The sequence below is a fragment of the Luteithermobacter gelatinilyticus genome (assembly GCF_005849285.1).
GTDB classification, from domain to species: domain Bacteria; phylum Pseudomonadota; class Alphaproteobacteria; order Sphingomonadales; family Emcibacteraceae; genus Luteithermobacter; species Luteithermobacter gelatinilyticus.
The window spans coordinates 1,153,263-1,172,864 of record NZ_CP040517.1; the positions used below are offsets into that span (position 1 = coordinate 1,153,263).

Genomic DNA, 19,602 nt, shown 5'->3' on the forward strand with positions numbered 1-19,602 from the left:
CGGTAAAAAAAACGTTTAAGACAAACACACCATCATACCTGTTCTTGCCCATAGAATAAAGAGATTGAACGCTTTGCATGACCACCGGGCCCGGGCATGACCGGCTTTGCCTGTTGTCAATTGCGCCCATAATTGTCCTCAAAACGGACAATATCATCTTCACCGAGATAGGATCCTGATTGCACCTCGATAATATGCAGCGGTATTTTGCCCGGATTGGACAGCCTGTGAACGGCGCCAATGGGAATATAGGTGGATTCATTTTCATTCAGCATCTGCACCTTGTCGTCAATGGTGACTTCTGCCCGGCCCTGTACGACAATCCAGTGTTCAGCCCGGTGATGGTGTTTTTGCAGGGACAGGGTCTGTCCCGGTTTGACGACCAGGCGCTTGACTTGAAAGCGATGCCCGTAATCCGATGTTTCATAGGACCCCCAGGGGCGATAGACCACGGTATGGGCAATGTGTTCCTCTCGCCCGTCTTTGGCGAGACGGTTCACGACATTCTTGACATTCTGGCTATGGTCCTTGTGGCTGATCAGCACAGCGTCCTTGGTGGCGACCGCGATAATGTCCTTCAGTCCCAACGCCGCAATGGCCGGTCCTTCGGAGGCAAGGTAACAGTCGTGACTGTCCAGGCTGATCACGTCGCCGCGGATGACATTACCGGCCTCATCCTTGTCCTGCACGTCCCACAGCGCGGACCAGGATCCAATATCATTCCAGCCCATATCCACAGGTACGACGCAGGCCATATCGGTTTTTTCCATGACGGCATAATCTATGGAGTTAGCCGGGCACTTCAGAAAAGCTTCCTTATCGGGTCGCAGAAAACATAAATCCTTCTGAACATTGCTCATGGCTTTCTGGCAGGCCGCAAGGATGTCCGGTTCGAATTTTTCAAGCATGTCAAGATAAGTCTGGGCTGGAAACAGGAAAATGCCGCTGTTCCAGTAATAGTTTCCATCGGCAAGATATTGTTCTGCTGTTTCCCGGTCCGGTTTTTCCACGAAACGCGCCACCTTGAAACATCCGGTACGGCCCGGGAGCTTGGCGCCCTTGTGGATATAGCCATATCCCGTCTCCGGCGCAGTGGGGATAATACCGAATGTCGCAAGGTTTTCCTTACGGCTCACGGCGTCAAGCGCCTGTTGGAGGGCGGTCGTAAAGGCGTCACGGTTTTTGACAATATGATCTGACGGCATGATCAGCATAATGGCATCTGGATCGCATTTGACCAGATACAGGGCCGCCAGCGCCGCGGCGGGGGCCGTATTGCGGCCTTCCGGTTCCAGGAGAATTTCGGGGTCTTCCTCGCCGATCTGGCGCAACTGTTCCGCCACAATGAAGCGGTGTTCTTCATTGGCAATAATCAGTGGCTGCTGGAATAGGTCGCGATCGGCCACTCGGTCCACGGTTTCCTGAATCATGGTCTTGTCCGTCACCAGCGGCAATAACTGTTTGGGATACAGGGCCCGGGACAGGGGCCACAGCCGGGTTCCTGAACCGCCAGAAAGGATGACCGGGCTGATTTTCAGCGCTGACATGAATGAAATCTCCGGTAGTTTATGTCTGTGTCAGATTATTGTAGGCCAGGTTTATAGCACATCTCGGTATAATGCATAGGGCTGGTATAATGCAAAAGGAGTGAAAAAATCGTGAAAAACCGGTGGTCACGGCTTTTTTATTTTAAATCTGTGGAAATCTCTTTGCAGGAACGACTATATATAGTCCTATGGAACTCACTGCTTACATGAACCGCCTGCCGGTGCTGGACAAAGGCTGGGTGTGGCTGGCCGGCGCGGGTCCCGGAGATCCAGGGCTCATTTCCCTACTGACCCTGAGGGGGCTACAGCAGGCGGACGTGATCGTCTATGATGCGCTGGTGAGCCAGGAAATTCTGGATATGGCGCATGAGGCGGCTGTGTTGGAATATGCCGGGAAACGCGGCGGCAGACCCTCGGCCAAGCAATCTGACATTTCCGAAAGGCTGGTTGAACTGGCCCGTGCGGGGAAAAAGGTGCTGCGGCTGAAAGGCGGGGACCCGCTGGTTTTCGGCCGGGGGGGGGAAGAGGCCCGCTATCTCGTCTCGCATGGCATTCCGTTTCGCATCATTCCCGGTATTACCGCCGGCGTTGGGGGGTTGGCTTATGCTGGGATTCCGCTTACCGACCGCCATACCAATTCAGCGGTAACCTTCCTGACCGGGCATGGCGCCGATGGCGGACTGGCCAAAGATATTGACTGGGATGCCTTGGCCAAGGCATCGCCGGTGGTAGTCATCTATATGGCGCTGAGTCGGGTGGGTCTCATCGCGCAGCAGTTTCTGAAATCCGGCCGGCCGGCGGAAGAACCCGTTGCCGTGATCAGCCGGGCAACCACGTCTGATCAGGTGGTTCTGGAGACCACACTGGGGCGTTGCGAGGACGATCTGAAAAAAGCGAAAATTGAAGCCCCGGCCATGATTGTGGTCGGGGAAGTGGTGAAATTGCGGGCGGGACTGGACTGGCTCGGGGCTTTGGGGGGCAAAAAACTGTCGGCCGATGTCTCGTCGGTACGACCCCAGGGCGAACGCAAGATGGATTTCGACCATGAAGGATGATCCGCGTCAGCTCGGCAATCTGCTTCAGGACATCAGGAACTGTCGGCATTGCGCGCCAATAATGCCCCACGCCCCCAGGCCGGTGTTACAGGTTTCCGAGCGGGCAAAAATCTTTGTCTGCGCCCAGGCGCCGGGTATTAAGGTGCATGAAACGGGACTGCCCTTTAACGATGCCAGCGGCGACCGGCTTCGGGACTGGATGGGAGTCTCCCGTGAGGTTTTTTATGATCCGTTCCGGATCAACATTGTTCCCATGGGGTTCTGTTTTCCAGGATATGGGCCAAAAGGCGGTGACTTGCCGCCGATCCGGGACTGTTCCCGGTTATGGCATGACAAGCTATTCGCCCGTTTGCCGGAACCGGCCCTGAAGCTGGTGATCGGTCAATATGCCCAGGCTTATCATCTTGGCGAAAGGCGCAAGGGGACCCTTACGGAAACAGTTCGCCACTGGCGGGACTATGGACCTGCAATCATTCCCTTGCCGCATCCTTCCCCCCGCAACAATATCTGGCTCAGAAAAAATCCCTGGTTTGAGGCTGAGGTCATTCCTTCACTGCAACGGCGCGTTCAGGAAATATTGACGGCCTGAGCAGGGGGAAAGGGGGCTCCTGTTTCCCGTTCCGCTTAAATGTATTTGCTAATTACATAGTGGATCAGCAGGTAACAGACCACCACCAGGGACAAGAGCAGGGTGCCAATGGACTTGATATTATCCAGAAATTGCTGAACCAGTGAGCGGGAAGGGATTTTGGCGGAAATGGCCGACCTGCCGGTATCCTCTGGGATAAGCCCGAGACTGTCGGAATTGTCGATATAGGCCAGCGGGTCGAGGGCGGCCGGGTCCTGCTCCATTTCTCCCAGTGCATTGATGATGGTGTGGCGGAAACTGAATTGTAATTGCAGGGAGTTGAAATAAATTGTTCGCAGGGAAGAGGAATCGTTCATGCTGTCAAGAAAGGTGTTAAAATTCTGCTCCAGAAATTCCCCGCTTCTGACCATATGCGGCAACAGATGGGTTGTCATCATGTTTTGAAATGCTTCTGAAGATGGCTGGGGCGGTGAATCTGACGGCGCTGGTCCGATTGTGGTGCCGCCGAACAGGGGCGAGGCGCTGGGACCCATGGTGCGGCTCAAGTCAAAAAAACCGCTGTCAATGAGTTCTGCGCTCAATTCGCCAGAGGCCGGAACGGGGGGAGGAGATGTCTGGGCAAAGGACGGCGCATAGTGGGAAATTATGGCTGGCGGATTCTGATGGTCATAGCCGGGCGGTTTTTTCTGGTTTCTGAGTACTACGGCTTCTGCGGAAAGATTTTCCAGCACCAGCATGCAGAATGCCGACAACAACAAGAAGACTATGTGCGCGAGGGAGCTGTCTGCCATAATCCTGTATGCCTGTTATATTTTTATCTTTATCTTGATCATAGCGTTAAAGGCAAGCCATATCCATTTTATTTCCATATCTATTTTATTTAATGTCCAATTTTAGCCCCCAGTGATAATAGTTTCACCATTCAGCTAAAAAATACTTAAAATTGTGACAAAATTTGTCCATTATTGATGCAGTTAATCGCCTATAAACTATTTGACGTCATCATACACTTTATGAAAATCTAATAAAAAAACTCTTCAACAATGCAGGATGGGTAAGGTCATGAAATCCCCCGCCGACGCGGCCCACACAGAAAGCTCTTCGCAAAATCAGGAAAAAAACTCAGATTCACGTCTGGTGGAAGTTTATCGGGAGCTTTTCGATGTGGTTCCGGCGGATACTCCTGAGCTCTTGGAAGAAAGTTACCGTTTGCGCTATCAGGTTTATTGCCTGGAAACCGGTTTTGAAAACAAGGATGATTTTCCGGACGGGCTGGAAATTGATCCTTATGATGGTCAGTCTGTAGCCAGTCTTTTAATTCATAAAAAATCGTCCATCGTGGCGGGAACGGTGCGGCTGGTGCTGCCGAAAAAAGGTGGTGCGGAAATTCCAGCCCTTACCGTTTCCGAAGATTTGCGGGCTTTGGAATCCAAGGCCCTGCCTGTTGAAACGACCGCAGAAATATCCCGATTTACCGTATCGAAAAAATTCCGTCAGCGTCATTATGACACCCATATCGCCGGGCTCGAAGAAAATCTTCCGGATGAAAAAAATCAACGTGTGATCCCCCATATCACGCTAGGCCTGATGACGGCGATTGTCAGGATGAGTGTGGAAAATGGCATCACCCACTGGGCTGTGATTACGGAGCCGGCATTGCAGCGCCTGCTGAGAAAACTGGGGATTAAATTCAAGCCTGTGGGGCCGCTTATTGATTATCACGGCAAACGGCGCGCCCATTACAGTGATATTGAAAGCCTTTTGAACGGCATTTATGAGGAACATCCGGACATCTGGAATGTCATTACAGAGTGCGGCAAACTCTATCCTTATACCGGCCAACATACTGGACAACGTCAAAATTAACGGCTTTGCAATAACTTTCTGCCATATTAGTATGAAAATATATTCATACAAAAACTTCCATCCGCGTCGGGCAAACCGGGGAGGTCCGGACTGTTCTGTGTGCGCAACTTTGGGACGAGGGGAAATATGTTAGGAACTGTCTCTTATAAAAAGAATACTCATACCGGTCTGATCAAAAAATTTCTCTGTGGTACGGCTCTCTCCCTGACTTTATTGGTTTCCGCCTGTGACAATGCTGCGGACCTGACATTGGATGAGCGGTTACAGCGGGCGGTGGAACAGCAGTCCGAAGGCAACCTGGAAGCGGCAATCATTGAACTGAAAAATGCGGTGAATGATTATCCGGACAGCGTGGATGCCCGTTTTTTGCTGGGGCAGATTTTTCTGGAACTGGAAAATCCGGATGCGGCCGAAATTGAATTTGAAAAAGCCCGCGAAAATGGCAAGGATCCGGAGGCGTTGAGAATCCCCATGGCCAAGGTTTGGGTCCTGCAAGGAAATTATCAGAGAGTTCTGCAAGAGATCCAGGTGGAAGAAACGGATTCCCTACTGACAAAGGTCAATAAATACATTGTTCTGGGGAAGGCGCATTTTGGTCTGCGGCATATGGTCAAGGCCGAAGAATATCTGGAACAGGCGCTGCAACTTGCGCCTAATAATGTGGAAGCGTTGGTCAGCCGGGCGGAATTTCATTACGCCCAGAAAGAAAATGACAAAATTGCAGCCCTTGTGGCCCGGGCTGAGGCTCTGGTGCCTGGTGATCGCAAGTTACGGGAATTAAAAGGGCATTATGTCTGGGCGGAAGGCGACCATGAACAGGCCGAAAAGATTTTCGCCGAACTATCGCGGGATTTTCCCCATTTCGGCATTAATAAACTCTATCTCGCCTGGCTTCAGATTATTAATGGAAAGCTGGAACGGGCCAGCAGCGCCTTGGCGGAACTGAGAGCGGAATATACCAATAATCCACTGGTGAATTATGTCAGCAGCTTGCTGTTCCTGACGGATAAAAAATATAACGAGGCCAAGATATATGCCAGTAAGGCCCTGGAATACAATCCGGAGGATGTAAGAGCGTTATATATCGCCGGTCTTGCCACATTTGCGCTCAAGGAATATGAACAGAGTTATTCTTACATTTCCAAATACAGCACGCGCCTGCCGCAGGATCGTCGGGCCAAGAAAATGTTGGCGCAGATTCTATTCAACCTCAATAGAAGTGAAGAAGCCATAGCCACACTTGAACCTCTTGTTGAGGACAGGGCAGATGACGTTCAATTGCTGAATATGCTGGCTGAACTGGAACTGAGAAAAGGGAAGCTGGATCAATCACGGATTTATCTGGAACGTTCTCTGGAGGTAGACAAGAATCAGCCGGCGCAGCAACAGCGGCTGGGACAGCTCAGAATTGCCACGGGAGATGTGGACAGGGGGCTTCAGGATCTTGAAGCCGCTGTAGCAAACGCTAGCGAAAGTTATAAGGCCAAGATCAACCTGGTCCGGGGGTATATCGTTTCGGGACGGTATGAGGAGGCCATCACCGTCTGTCGCGCTTTGCAGCAGGAGGAGCCGGAAAATGTTAACGGCTTTCTGTGTGAGGGAGTGACCTATTTAAAACAGGGAAACCTGGGACAGGCGGAAACCATGTTGAAGAGCGTCCTGGACAAGGATCCGAAGAACCTGACTTCGGCAACCCTGCTGGTGGAGATTTTTTCATCTCAGAGAAAAAATGATGAAGCCGAACGCTATGTGGACCTGATTCTGAAACATTATCCGGACAATACGCTGGCGCTTTTCAGCAAATATATTGCCCTGAAGCTAAAGGGACAAAATGATGATGCTTTGTCTTATCTGGAGCAAGCTGCCCGGACAGATCCCACCGCATACCAGGTTAATCTTATTCTGGCGCGAACTTATCTGAAACAGAACCGCCCGCGGGATGCTCAGGTGATCATGAAAAATCTTCTGCCGCTCTATCCGGCCAATACGGGACTGCTGGAGGTGGACGGCATTGCCAGGATGCAGTTGGGCGATTATCTGGGAGCGGCGGCGGCTTTTGAAAAACTGGTGAGCAATGCCCCTGAAAATATCAAGGCCCATCTTTACCTTGCTGGCGCCTATAACCGAAGTGGCAACTGGACAGGGTTGCAGGAGACCGCCCGGAAAATTCTGGCGCTGGCGCCGGACCATGACATCGGCAAGGCTCATTTGGCTAAGGCCTATTTCCAGCAAAACAAATGGGCCGAGGCAGATCAGGTTTTATCCTCGGTTTCTTCCGATGAATTGTATGTGAATGAAGTGCAGGGCCAGTTGAATCTGGCTTTGCGGAATTATGATAAGGCCGTCAAGAATTATCAGGTGATTTTTGAGACCGTCCCAGATAACGCCAGTCTGTTTAACCTGGCCCGGGCTTATAACCTGGCGGGGCAGTCGGACAAAGCCGTCGCGCTTTTGACACGCTGGCAGGAACAACATCCTGATGATCTGCTGGCGTCATCTGTGTTGGGGGACCTGTATCTTTCGAGGGAAAATTACAGTCTGGCGATCGCGCAATATAACCGGGTTTTGAAACACAAACCGGATCAGCCGGCAATTTTGAACAATCTGGCCTGGACTCTCTATAAACAGGGGAATATAGATCGGGCTCTGGAACGAATCCGGCGGGCGCGGGATATTGCACCCGGGGCTGCTTATCTTCTGGATACGGAAGCCATGATCCTTCAGGCCAAGGGATACCATAAGGAAGCGGTGCGTCAGCTTCGAAAAGCTGTGGATCTGGAACCGCGAAATCTGGAATACCGGTTTCATCTGGCTCAGGCCATTTACCGGGACGGAAAGATTGAGGAAGCCTTGCCCATTCTTGAAGAAATTCAGCGGGACGGGCGGGTGTTTCCGGGGCATACGGAAGCGATGCAGCTTCTGGAATCCATTCAGCGAGACAGCTTTCAATAGATACAGAGGGATCTTATGACCCACCGGTTCAATTATGAAGAAGCCTTTTCCCGCACTTTGGGGTGGATTACGGAACGGGAACGGGAGCTGTTGCGCCATAAAAAAGTGGCCGTAGCCGGTATGGGCGGGGTTGGCGGGGCCCATGTCCTGACACTGGCGCGCATGGGGATTACCCGGTTCCATATTTCCGACATGGATGTTTTTGATCTGGTGAATTTCAACCGTCAGGCCGGCGCCTTCATGCACAGTCTGGGCCGGCCCAAGGTGGAGGTGATGGCGGAAATGATCCATGCCATCAACCCGGAATCGGAAGTCATCCAGTTTCCTGAAGGTGTGACCGTGGAAAATGTGGATGATTTCTTGGAAGGGGTGGATTTGTTTGTGGACGGGTTTGACTTTTTTGTCATGGATATCCGATGCGAGGTTTTTCGTCGTTGCCACGAACGGGGCATTCCCGCATTGACGGCCGCGCCGGTAGGGATGGGCACATCTTTATTAGCTTTTCTGCCGGGGAAAATGAGTTTCGAGGACTATTTCCGGCTTGATGAAGAAAAAAAACGGGAAGACAAATATGTCAAATTCCTGATCGGTCTGACGCCACGGGCTTTGCATCCACCCTATCTGGTGGACCCGGGGCAGGCCAATCTGAAGGAACAGCGCGCGCCATCCACGCCGGTGGGCATACAGTTGGCTTCGGGGTATCTGGTGGCCGAAGCGGTCAAGATCCTCCTGGGCCGCGATGGCGTAAGGGCGGCGCCCCATTATCAGCAGTTTGATGCCTATCGCCATAAAATGGTGAAAGGGTATCTGCCATTCGGCAATGCCAATCCGTTGCAGAAGATCAAATTTGCCATTGGAAAGAAGATATTTGCCCGGATCGCCCGGACATCGGTCGAAACCCAGGAGGCGGGCTCCCCGGCCACGGCGATGGAACGTATTCTGGATCTGGCGCGCTGGGCGCCAAGCGGGGACAATTGTCAGCCTTGGCGATTTGAAAGGATCACTGACAGAAAAGTCAGGGTGTATATTCCGCCGATTGAGGCGGACAATCCTTATGAATATCATTTCGGTCAACCCACCTATCTTTCCGTGGGCATGATGCTGGAGACTATGCGCCAGGCTGCGGGACAGGAAAAGTTGTCCATGAGTTGGAAACTAGCGGACGGGACCACATTGGACGGGACGGGAAAAATGATCGACGTCACCTTCCGGGCGCGTAAGACGGCGCCAGAAGGCCTGGTCCCTTTTATCCGCCTGCGTTCGGTGGATCGCCGGATCTATCGCCGCCAGCCCCTGTCGGAAATACAGAAAAAAACACTGGCGACCGAACTTGGCGACAGTCTGAGGATTATCTGGCTGGAAGACGACCGGGAAAAGTGGAGGTTCGCAAAGGTCAATGCAATGGCAACCGATATTCGTCTGCGGCTTCAAAAGTGTTTTCGGGTGCATCGGAAAATCATCGACTGGCATGGGAAGGACAGTCCCGAGGGCATTCCCGCGGAAGCCACAGGCATGGATGCCTTGAGCATCAAGATTATGAAATGGGCCATGCGGGACTGGCGGCGCATGGATTTCATGAATAAATATCTTGGTGGGACGCTGTTGGCACAACTACAGATGGACCTGTTGCCGGGATATTTCTGTGGCGCCCATTTTCTGATTTATCCTGAGACGCAGGAAAATTCGGAGTCTTCGACGGAGGCGGCCGTTGCCAGTGTGGAAGACTATCTCAAGATGGGGGAAAAGCTTCAGAAATTTTGGTTGCGGGCGACGGAACTGGGGCTGGTGATGCAGCCGTCATTGGCGCCGTTGTGTTTTTCCTATTATGCGGTGGAAAAGATCCCCTTTGCCGAGGGGGATGAGCGGCTTCAGGATAAGGCGGTGCGACTGCATAACAAACTGATGGAGATTTCCGCCCGATCCGATGGCAGACTGCCGGTTTTTGCCGGGCGGATCGGTTTTCCCGGCAAGGCCCGGAAAATCCCGCGCTCCAGTCGCAAACCACTTTCCGAGCTCTTGTTGCAGGATTCTAGAGTGCATTGTGAATAGGTTGGCTCAATTCTGTTGGCGGATTGTGGCCCGCCTCACGCGGAAGACGGTGCAGGGCGATGCGGGGCATCGGGCCAGGCGTCTGACAACGTGAGCGGCCCCAAGCCGCCAACCCGAAGGGCCGGGCCGATCTGGTCCAGTTCCGGCGGGGTTTGGCTTGGCCGTACCGCCAGTATGGCCTGCGCCAAACCCCTGGCTCCTGAACCAGACCTGACCGGCAGAATGGGTCAACCTATTCACAATTCACTCTAGAGTGAATTGAGCCAACCTATTCACAAAACCCTCCGGAAAATTCCCCGAAAATCCAAAATGCGAACCGCACAAAAAAACGGCCCCCTTTCATAAAGGGGGCCGCATGGTTTGAAAATTTTTCCGGTGTTTGGCTTAGCCTTTACGCCGCCGTGCCACGGCAGCCATGCCAATCAGACCCAGTCCCAGAAGACCCAAGGCGGCAGGTTCGGACACAATGGTGCCACGCAGATTACCCGTTCCGGAAATCGGGAAACCAGGACCTGCTTCTCCACCGCTCGGGCCGAAGGAGGAGGTGAACAGGAAGTCAGCAAGACCGCCCAGATTGTCGGCTACACCATCGGTGTTAAAGTTACCGGCAGCCATACCCCCAGTAACATCAAACAGCGCCAGACCGGAGTTGCCTGTGTCTGTACCGGTGCCAAAGTTGGACACGTCGTCAGAGAACAGGGTGCCCAGAACACCATTGTGCAGATCTGTATGCCCTGCCAGGGACAGCCAGAGAGCCCCGTCAGTAGCCTGTGCCAGAGACGGCGCTACCGGATTCCAGTCGGCATTGTAATCAATGTAGAAGTTTACCCAGCCGCCGGTGAAGGCGAGGTCAACACGGCCCACCAAATCGGGGGCGGAAATGTTTGCCAGTGTGAAACCGCCGAATTCAAATGTCAGCTCGCACCCGGCGCAAATACCGGAAATGGCAGAGGTGTTGGTGTTGACAATACCAAAACCGCTCAGCACGTCGCCAAGATTCTGCACGGCTGTTTCATAAAGTGTAGAGGTCACAAGCCTGTTCTGACCAGGATTGATGTCTACCCCCCCGATATTGACGGGAGCTGCACTGGCGGCAGAGGTGCCAAGACCCAGAGCCATCGCTGCGGTAATCAAAAACTTTTTCATTTCTACTGTCCTTCCTTACTGGAAAAATTCTCAAATCAATTACGCTTTACATACGCTTTACAACGTCGCTTATTCGGGAACTCTTATGCTTTTTTATTCCGCCAAAGCTCTTCGCTGGGTATCTATGCATGCTCTGTGCCATTTTCGATAAAAACTAATGATTTCAATAGCGTAAGATGATTGCGGGGGCGCAAATCGGGAAAAAATCATAGGAAGAACATGGATGTGTAAAAAAACTCGACACCTGATTTCAGAGGCCGTTTTTTTCTGTTTTTGTCCATAAATAGAGAATATCAAAGGGGAATGAAAAAATTATTTTAAAGTCAATGTGTTAGAGGCTTTTGGGAGGTGGTCTGCGGAGATTTTTAAGGGTGTAAAAAAAACCGACACATGGCGTCTGGCCCTGATCTGGCGGCTGTGTTAGCTTTGGGATTATGACCTTGGGCAAAGGTGGACGAATGAAGGCAATGAATGAGTGGGGGCAAAGCGTAAAGAATTGAATAAGAATTTGGCAATCTTTTCTTCATAAATACCTATTATTGTTTAACAATCCTGAGCGTGACAAGAAAAGTTTCAGGGGTTTCAGTATCGGGCGCAGGGCGCAGGGCAGAAATACGGCCGACTGAATCGCGAAATTCTTGCCATATATTCGACCATATATTCGGGTAGAAAACTAAAAAAGAACAGATAATGATCAGAATTTTTAAGCATTATATTCCAAAACCCCTGTTGTATCTGGGCATGATAGAGTGCCTGATTTTATTTGCAGCAATCTGGGCCGGGATGCATATCCGGTTTTCCCAGGTGGGGATGAATTACGTGGGAATTTCCGGCTATGCTGTGGAAATGGGGTCCTTTGTGGTCATCGTCTATGTGGTGATGGTGGCGACGGGATTATACCAGCTGGACACCTGTCGGGATATGAGGCTATCGTTGCTGCGTCTGGTGACCGGGCTTTTCCTGGCTCTGGTGGCGATGTCTGTGATCATATATCTGTTCCCAGATATTGACCTCTGGCGGAGTGTGATGTTTTACGCCTTTGTCTTTTCCGGCGGGGCGCTCACCGTCAGCCGCTTTATTTTCCAGCGCGTTGCGGACATGGAGCAGTTTAAGAAAAATGTGCTCGTGCTGGGGGCCGGAGACAGGGCACTGGAGGTAAAAAAAAGCGGTCAGGGGCGTTCGTCCCATGTAAAATTCTCCGGCTTTTTACGGATGGATGACAATGAAAATGCCATTCCCGAAGCCATCCCCTATGAATCCCTTCCCTCCCTTCAGGACTTTGTACACCAGAATCATGTACAGGAAATTGTTGTCGCCATTCAGGAACGACGAGGGACCTTGCCGGTGGATGCGCTTCTGGATTGTCGCATGGACGGGTGTGAAGTCACGGATTCCTCGTCTTTTATCGAACAGCAGACCGGCACGCTCAATCTGGATACCATCAGCCCGGGCTGGCTGATCTTTGCCGATGGTTTCGGGGGAGGGAAAAAATTCGATCTGGCCCTCAAACGCCTTTTCGATATTTCTGCCAGTTTACTCGTATTGCTCAGCACCATGCCCATTCTTATCCTTACGGCGATTCTGGTGAAAACCACCAGCCGCGGCCCGATCTTTTACCGTCAGCAGCGGGTGGGATTGAATGGTAAATATTTTGACGTGATGAAGTTTCGCAGCATGACGATGGATGCGGAGAAGGATGGCATACCTCAATGGGCGGGGAAAAATGACAGCCGGGTTACCGCAGTAGGCCGCGTTATTCGGACCACCCGAATAGATGAGATACCGCAGGTTTTTAATGTTCTGAGAGGCGATATGAGTTTTGTCGGTCCGCGCCCGGAACGGCCTTATTTTGTTGAGAAACTGGGCAAAAAGATCCCCTATTACCATGAACGCCACCGGGTTAAGCCGGGAATTACCGGCTGGGCGCAATTGAATTATCCTTATGGGGCGTCGGAGGAAGATGCGCGCAGAAAACTGGAATATGACCTGTATTATATTAAAAACTATTCAGTTTTTCTGGACTTTCTGATTCTGATTCAGACGGTGCGGGTGGTATTGTGGCCTGATGGGGTGAGGTAGGCCCGATGGAAGAGATTTTCAACGCAACAGGCTTTTATACCTATGCGGCTGCTGCGGTGGCCTATTTGGGGTTGGCGATTTTTCTGCTGAGTGTTCATGGAGAAAGCAAAGCCCGCAGGAATCTGGCCTGTGTTCTGCTGGTCAGTGTAATTTGGGCGCTTACCCATTGTTATGCTTATTGGCAAGGCGGGCGGGCATTTGTTTTCCTTTCCCTGGTGGAATATTTAAGAAACAGCGCCTGGATATTCCTGTTTCTGTATATGCTGTCCGCCCTGGCCCTGGCGCAACAGGCCGTTAAATTCTCCCGCCTGGCTGCCATTGTCTTTTCCGTCTTTTTCGGTCTTCTGTTGATCGTGGAGCTGGTGCATCTGGGATATGCTTTCGGCTATGTGGAGATGACGCTGGGGGTTACCTTTTTCCAGTATGAGAAGCTGATACAGGCCATTCTTGTGGTGTTGATGGTGGAAAACCTTTATCGCAGCACCCTGCCGGAAAACCGCTGGAGCATCCGGTATTTGTGCCTGGCGGTTGTCGCGCTCTATGTCTATGACTTTCTGCTGTATGCGGATAATATCCTGTTTACCGCCATTGGACCAGTGCTGTATGAGGCCAGAGGGCTGATCAACCTGCTACTGATTCCACTGATCGGCGTGTCCGCTCTCAGAATGACAGACAAGACACCAAAATTTCAAATCTCCCGCAAGCTGGCGTTTCATACCATTACCCTGATCGGCAGCGGCGCCTATCTGATCGGCATGTCGGCTGCCGGATATTTTCTTCGGGAATATGGGGGGCGGTGGGGCAACCTGCTTCAGGCGACGGTTCTGGTGCTGGCCGCCTTGGGGCTTGTGGTGATTCTGGCGTCCGGAAAGTTTCGCGCCTGGCTCAGGGTGGTGATGAGCAAGCACCTGTTTCGCTACAAATATGACTATCGGGAAGAATGGTTGCGGTTTATCCGGACCATTTCGTCTTCCGATCATCATTATGGGTTGCGGGAAAGAACTATTCAGGCGGTGGCGGATATTATGGACAGCCCCGGTGGTGCTCTGTGGCTTAAGGAGCGCCCAGACAGCTTTGTCCTGTCGGCCAAATGGAACATGCACCCCAGACAGGACAATGAGCTTCCGGTGAGCGCCCCTTTTATTGAGTTCATGGAACGGGAAGAGTGGATTGTCGATCTGGAAGAAGTGGACGATGGAAAAATCAGTGGCACCAACTGCCCTATCCCGGACTGTATACTGACTGAACCGGGGGTCTGGTTGGTGTTGCCGTTGATACACCATGACCGTATGGTTGGGTTTATGGTGCTACAGGAACCCCGGGTTGCCCGGGATCTGAACTGGGAAAGCAAGGATTTGCTGAAGATTGTCGGGCGGCAGGTGGCCAGTTATCTGGCGGAACAGATTGCCGAGAAGGCGTTGGCCGAAGCTCGCGAGTTTGAAGGGTTCAACAAAAGATTTGCTTTTGTGATCCATGACATCAAAAATCTGGCTAGTCAGTTGTCCTTGCTGGTCAAGAATGCCGAAAAACATGCCGACAATCCGGAATTTCAGCGGGATATGCTGCTGACCGTTCAGGACAGCGCCCGCAAGATGAATGATCTACTGTCCCGGATCACCGTGGTGCAGGAACCGTCTAAGGAAAAAAGACGGGAAGTGCATGATTTGGTGATAACCCTTGAGGCCCTGTTGCACCGATATCGTCAGAGCGGCACGGAAATTCGTTTTGAGAACGGTTATGACGAGATGAAGGTCCTTGGGGACCCGGAAAGCCTGGAAACCATTTTTATGCATCTGATTCAAAATGGCATCGACGCCTGTGATGAACAGCGCTGTGAAGTTCAGGTCAGTTTGTCAGCGGAAGAGGACTATGCCATTATCAGGGTCAAGGACAATGGTAAAGGCATGGACGAGGCATTCATACGGGACGAGCTGTTTCGGCCCTTCCGTTCTACCAAGGAAAAGGGCTATGGCATCGGCGCCTATGAAAGTCGCGAAATGATCCGGCGGATGGGGGGGCGTCTGGATGTCAAAAGCACCCCTGGCAAGGGGACCGTTATGACGGTTTATCTGAAAAAGGCCGATGAGTTAGAGTTAAATGAAGGAAGGTAAGACAAGAGCATGCCTGAGAATAAAAAAAGAAAACTGCTGGTCGTAGAAGATGACCCAGGACTGCAACGGCAGTATAAGTGGAATTTTGAAAAATATGAGGTGCTCATTGCGTCTGACCGTGAGGAGGCGATGAAAATTGTCACCCGGGATAATCCGGCTGTGGTCACCTTGGACCTGGGGCTGCCGCCGGACCCGGACGGGGTGTCAGAGGGAATGGCCTGTCTTGAAGAAATTCTGGGCCATGCGCCCTATACCAAGGTCATTATCGCTTCCGGGCACGGCGCCCGGGAAAGCGCCTTGAATACCATCTCTCTGGGAGCGTATGATTTTTATCAGAAACCGGTTGATCCCGATGAGCTTGGCCTGATTGTGGACCGGGCGTTCCGATTGTATGACCTGGAAGAAGAAAACCGGAAGCTTGCCGCCTCCCAGCAAACGGCGCGCCTGGGGAAAATCATCACGGGCAGCGAAAGCATGGAAAAGGTCTGCAGTATTATTGAGCGGGTGGCGCCGACCAATGTGACAGTTATGCTGCTGGGGGCGAGCGGCACCGGTAAAGAGCTTCTGGCCCGGGGCCTGCATGATCTGAGCGATCGGAAAGACAAACCCTTTGTGGCGATTAACTGTGCGGCGATCCCTGAAAACCTCCTGGAAAGTGAACTGTTTGGATATGAAAAGGGAGCATTTACCGGCGCGGTGAAACAGACGCCGGGAAAGATTGAAGTGGCCAATGGTGGCACCCTGTTTCTGGATGAAATCGGGGACCTGCCGTTTCAGCTTCAGGTCAAGTTGCTGCGGTTTCTGCAGGAACGGGTCATTGAACGGATTGGCGGGCGCAAGGAAATCCCGGTGGATGTTCGTGTGGTCTGCGCCACGCATCAGGATCTCGAATCGCATATTGCCGAAGGATTGTTCCGGGAGGATTTATTCTATCGCCTTAGCGAAATCGTTGTAAATATCCCACCGCTTGCCGAACGGGACGGGGATGCGGTGCTTTTGGCCCATAACTTTTTGAATAAATTCAACAAAGAGTTGAAAAGAAATATCCGCGGATATACCAAAGAGGCAATTTCTGTAATTTCTTCCTACAATTGGCCAGGAAATGTGCGAGAATTGGAAAATCGCATCAAGCGGGCCGTAATCATGTGTGATGGCAAAAAAATCGACGTTGGTGACCTGGAAATGAAAATAGAGGACAGCGAAGAAGAGATCCTCAACCTGAAGCAGGTGCGTGAGGCCGCTGATATCAAGGCAATCCGCAAGGCGCTGGCCTGTGCCAACGGGAATGTCAGCCATGCCGCGAAACTTCTGGGCGTCAGCCGTCCGACGTTTTATGGTCTGATCAAACAATATAATTTGTCAGTGTAACGGCAGATCGTTTCCAGGCGAGTGGCCGGCACGGACAAACAGAATAGGGGAAAGACAATGAAAAATTTAATGATTGCCACGTCCGTTGCCGCCATACTGGCAACAGCAGTCCCTGTATGTGCCGCGGTGGGGAATGGCCCGGGGGCCGAATATATCGAAGAGGCGCAGGAATATCTTAAGAAAGGGGATCTGGAAGCTGCCATCATCCAGATGAAGAATGCCGTGCGGGCAGACCCCGACAATGCCAGCATCCGACAGGATCTGGGCAATCTCTATATCCGCCGCGGCGATGCCTTGTCTGCTGAAAAGGAATTGAGCCGAGCGCTCAAACTGGGTGGAGCCAATGACGCTCTAGTGCTGGACCTTGCCAAAGCCTATCTGATGCAGCGCAAATATGATGAGGTTCTCTCTCTGGTCAAGCTTGACGAGATCGGCGAGAGGTATCAGGGAGATGCCCATCTGATTATCGGCAATGCCTATCAGGGGCTCAATGATCTGGAGAGCGCGCTGCGTTATTATGAAAAAGGGGAAGAAATCAAAGGACGCAATGACCAAATTGCCGTTGGCATTGCCCAGATTTATAACATCCAGAAGGAATATGAAAAGGCCGAGGCCAAGGTGGACCAGGCGCTGGAGCTTAACCCGAAAAACGTGCAGGCGCTGCTGCTTAAAGGGGAACTGATTCATCGGTTGCAGGGGCCACAACATTCCCTGGAATATTTTGAGAATGCCCTCCAATACGCGCCCAACAATGTTACAGCCCAGATCAAGAAAGCTGGCGTTCTTTTTGATCTGAAACGGGATGAGGAGGCGCTGGGACAGCTGGATGAGACGCTGAAGCTTTCTCCGCGGCATCCGCTGGCGAATTATCTGGCCGCCATTATTTATGCCCGCAGGAACAGCCCCGACAAGGCCACGGAATTTCTGGACAGAGGCGGGAGCACTCTGGACAAATTTCCGCCGGCGCTAATGCTGCGCGGGGTGATTAACTATTCTGGCGGAAATTACGCCCAAGCCATTTATTATCTCAATCGTCTGATTGATATGCGGCCTGGGCATATCATGGGACGGCGCCTTTTGGGCGCGGCCCTGATCCGGCAAAATGATCCGGAACAGGGCATCAAGATTCTTGAACCGCTGGTGGACGCGAACAAGGCGGATTCAGTGGCCTATGCCCTGCTGGGAAGCGCCTATATGAAACTAGGGCAATATGAGGAGGGAACCCGTTATTATGAAAAGGCGGTGGAGGCCAAACCCGGCGAAAGCCGTCTGCAGACCCAGTTGGCGCTCAGCCGCCTGGCGGTAGGAGACACTTCATCGGCGGAAGCACAGCTTAATGAGATTCTGGCCAATGATCCCGAAGCTTCGCAGGCGGCGGTTTTCTTGGTGCTGATCGCGCTGAGGGAAGGGAATTATGCCAAGGCTCTGGAAGATGCAAAACGCCTCTCCCGACAACGACCGGAAAATCCCGTGGGATATAATCTTCAGGGCACGGCGCTTGCCGGTCTGGGAAAAATCGAAGACGCCAAAAAAATGTTCAATAAGGCTTTGGAGATCAAACCGGATTATCATTCGGCCAATCTCAACCTGGCCCAGCTTTATATTAATGAGGGCAAACGGGACCAGGCCCGGGAAATTTATGAAAACGTTCGGGAGATGGACAAGAAAAACCTGGGGGCCATTTTGGGGTTGGTACGCCTGGCGGCCCTGGACGGCAATGTCAAGGGCCAGGAAACCCTGCTTCAGGAAGCTGTGAATGTGGCGCCTGATAATCTTTCTGTCCGGGTTCAGCTCTCCGAACTTTATCTGAAAGAAAAGGAACTGGAAAAAGCGAAGGCCGTGGCGCATGAAATGACCCAGGATTTTCCGGCAAGCGGCGCGGGATATGAGGCATCGGGGAAACTGGATCTTCTGATGGGGGATACCGCTTCCGCTGTCGGCAACTTTCAGAAAATGGTTGGGCTGATTGGCAAGAACCAGGATGCTTATCAACTCCTGGCACGGGCCCAGCGGGCAAATGGAGATTTCAGCAGCGCCCGGCGCACCTATAAGGAAGCTCTTGAATTTGCCGAAAACAAACCGCCTTTGCTGGTGGATCTGATACAGTTGGAAAAATCCCAAAACAACTTTACGGCGGCCCATGCGCATCTGGAAACATTGGAAGAACTGGATGACGGGGCCCTGACCTATATCCTGAAAGGACAGGTTCTTGAGGCAGAAAAACGCATGGAGGAAGCCATACAGGCGTATCAGACGGCCGAAAGCAAGGGGGCGGGAGGCACTAAATTTGTGATCGACTATGCGGACGCCTACCGGGAATATGGCGATACGGGCAAAGCCGAGGAAATTCTTCTCGCGCATCTTCAGAAACACGACACTGATGCCGCGGTGCGGCACGCATTGGCAAGCATGTATTTGACAGATAACCGGCTGGATGAGGCCATCCGGGAATACGAGCTCCTGCTTCAATATAATGACCAGGATGCGCTAACGCTGAATAACCTGGCCTGGCTGTATTCTCGGAAAAACAGTATGGATAAGGCGCTGCAACTGGCGCGGAAGGCCTATGAGGTGATCCCGGACAATCCGTCTGTGACCGATACCTATGCCTGGATTCTGGTCCAGAACGGCGACAATGAAAAAGGGCTCGAACTGTTACAGAAGGCGGTGGCGAAAATGCCGGAAAACATGGAAATCCGTTATCATCTGGCGGTGGCTCTGAAAAATCTAGGGCGCCATGAATCGGCCCGTCGGGAGCTTGAAAAAGTCGTGACCTCGGGCGTGCGGTTTAACGGTGTGGAAGAGGCCCGGCAAATGCTGATGAATCTGTCCAACTGAGG

The 19,602-nt window shown here is 52.1% G+C and carries 13 protein-coding genes; 9 read left to right on the forward strand and 4 right to left on the reverse strand.

Annotated features, from left to right (window positions below; translation table 11 throughout):
* Nucleotides 1-116 precede the first annotated feature (116 nt).
* Nucleotides 117-1,547 carry a mannose-1-phosphate guanylyltransferase/mannose-6-phosphate isomerase gene (locus FE788_RS05135; RefSeq protein ID WP_138379634.1) on the reverse strand — a complete coding sequence of 477 codons (1,431 nt, stop codon included), beginning with the start codon at nt 1,545-1,547 and terminating at the stop codon, nt 117-119.
* 206 nt (nt 1,548-1,753) lie between these two features.
* On the opposite strand from FE788_RS05135, the gene cobA reads away from it, so the two are divergent.
* Together cobA and FE788_RS05145 are read left to right on the forward strand one after the other, a co-directional pair.
* Nucleotides 1,754-2,602, forward strand: coding sequence for a uroporphyrinogen-III C-methyltransferase (cobA, locus tag FE788_RS05140; RefSeq protein WP_210414146.1), 849 nt, complete (start codon nt 1,754-1,756; stop codon nt 2,600-2,602).
* Nucleotides 2,592-3,191 (forward strand): uracil-DNA glycosylase family protein, encoded by a 600-nt coding sequence (locus FE788_RS05145; protein WP_138379636.1) that lies wholly within the window; start codon nt 2,592-2,594, stop codon nt 3,189-3,191. The genes cobA and FE788_RS05145 overlap by 11 nt, the downstream gene beginning before the upstream one ends.
* A 35-nt stretch (nt 3,192-3,226) precedes the next feature.
* Here the strand turns inward: FE788_RS05145 and FE788_RS05150 are convergent, their stop codons facing one another.
* Entirely contained in the window at nt 3,227-3,982 is a 756-nt protein-coding gene (locus FE788_RS05150) for a hypothetical protein (RefSeq protein ID WP_138379637.1), read from the reverse strand.
* Between the two features lie 271 nt (nt 3,983-4,253).
* Here FE788_RS05150 and FE788_RS05155 point away from each other — a divergent pair, with 271 nt between their 5' ends.
* The 3 genes from FE788_RS05155 to FE788_RS14025 all read left to right on the forward strand — a co-directional run bounded on the left by FE788_RS05155 (nt 4,254) and on the right by FE788_RS14025 (nt 10,058).
* A complete protein-coding gene (locus tag FE788_RS05155; RefSeq protein ID WP_168190277.1) occupies nt 4,254-5,057 on the forward strand; it encodes a PEP-CTERM/exosortase system-associated acyltransferase in 804 nt (267 codons plus the stop codon).
* A 126-nt stretch (nt 5,058-5,183) separates the two neighbouring features.
* Nucleotides 5,184-8,009 carry an XrtA/PEP-CTERM system TPR-repeat protein PrsT gene (gene prsT / locus FE788_RS05160; protein WP_138379639.1) on the forward strand — a complete coding sequence of 942 codons (2,826 nt, stop codon included), beginning with the start codon at nt 5,184-5,186 and terminating at the stop codon, nt 8,007-8,009.
* A gap of 15 nt (nt 8,010-8,024) precedes the next feature.
* Complete coding sequence (locus tag FE788_RS14025; RefSeq protein WP_168190278.1) at nt 8,025-10,058, forward strand: ThiF family adenylyltransferase; 2,034 nt, start codon at nt 8,025-8,027, stop codon at nt 10,056-10,058.
* 35 nt (nt 10,059-10,093) lie between these two features.
* Here FE788_RS14025 and FE788_RS14030 read toward each other — a convergent pair whose 3' ends face one another.
* Nucleotides 10,094-10,246: a hypothetical protein gene (locus FE788_RS14030; RefSeq protein ID WP_168190261.1), complete on the reverse strand. Its 153-nt coding sequence runs from the start codon at nt 10,244-10,246 to the stop codon at nt 10,094-10,096.
* 196 nt (nt 10,247-10,442) lie between these two features.
* Nucleotides 10,443-11,204, reverse strand: a complete 762-nt coding sequence (locus FE788_RS05170) for a PEP-CTERM sorting domain-containing protein (RefSeq protein WP_138379640.1) — start codon at nt 11,202-11,204, stop codon at nt 10,443-10,445.
* A gap of 690 nt (nt 11,205-11,894) precedes the next feature.
* On the opposite strand from FE788_RS05170, the gene FE788_RS05175 reads away from it, so the two are divergent.
* The 4 genes from FE788_RS05175 to prsT (FE788_RS05190) are packed head-to-tail and all read left to right on the forward strand — an operon-like array spanning nt 11,895 to nt 19,600.
* Entirely contained in the window at nt 11,895-13,283 is a 1,389-nt protein-coding gene (locus FE788_RS05175) for a TIGR03013 family XrtA/PEP-CTERM system glycosyltransferase (protein WP_138379641.1), read from the forward strand.
* Nucleotides 13,284-13,288: 5 nt separating this feature from the next.
* Nucleotides 13,289-15,394, forward strand: a complete 2,106-nt coding sequence (prsK, locus tag FE788_RS05180) for an XrtA/PEP-CTERM system histidine kinase PrsK (protein ID WP_138379642.1) — start codon at nt 13,289-13,291, stop codon at nt 15,392-15,394.
* 9 nt (nt 15,395-15,403) lie between these two features.
* A complete protein-coding gene (gene prsR / locus FE788_RS05185; protein WP_138379643.1) occupies nt 15,404-16,762 on the forward strand; it encodes a PEP-CTERM-box response regulator transcription factor in 1,359 nt (452 codons plus the stop codon).
* 57 nt (nt 16,763-16,819) lie between these two features.
* Complete coding sequence (gene prsT / locus FE788_RS05190) at nt 16,820-19,600, forward strand: XrtA/PEP-CTERM system TPR-repeat protein PrsT (protein ID WP_138379644.1); 2,781 nt, start codon at nt 16,820-16,822, stop codon at nt 19,598-19,600.
* The last annotated feature ends 2 nt before the right edge of the window (nt 19,601-19,602 follow it).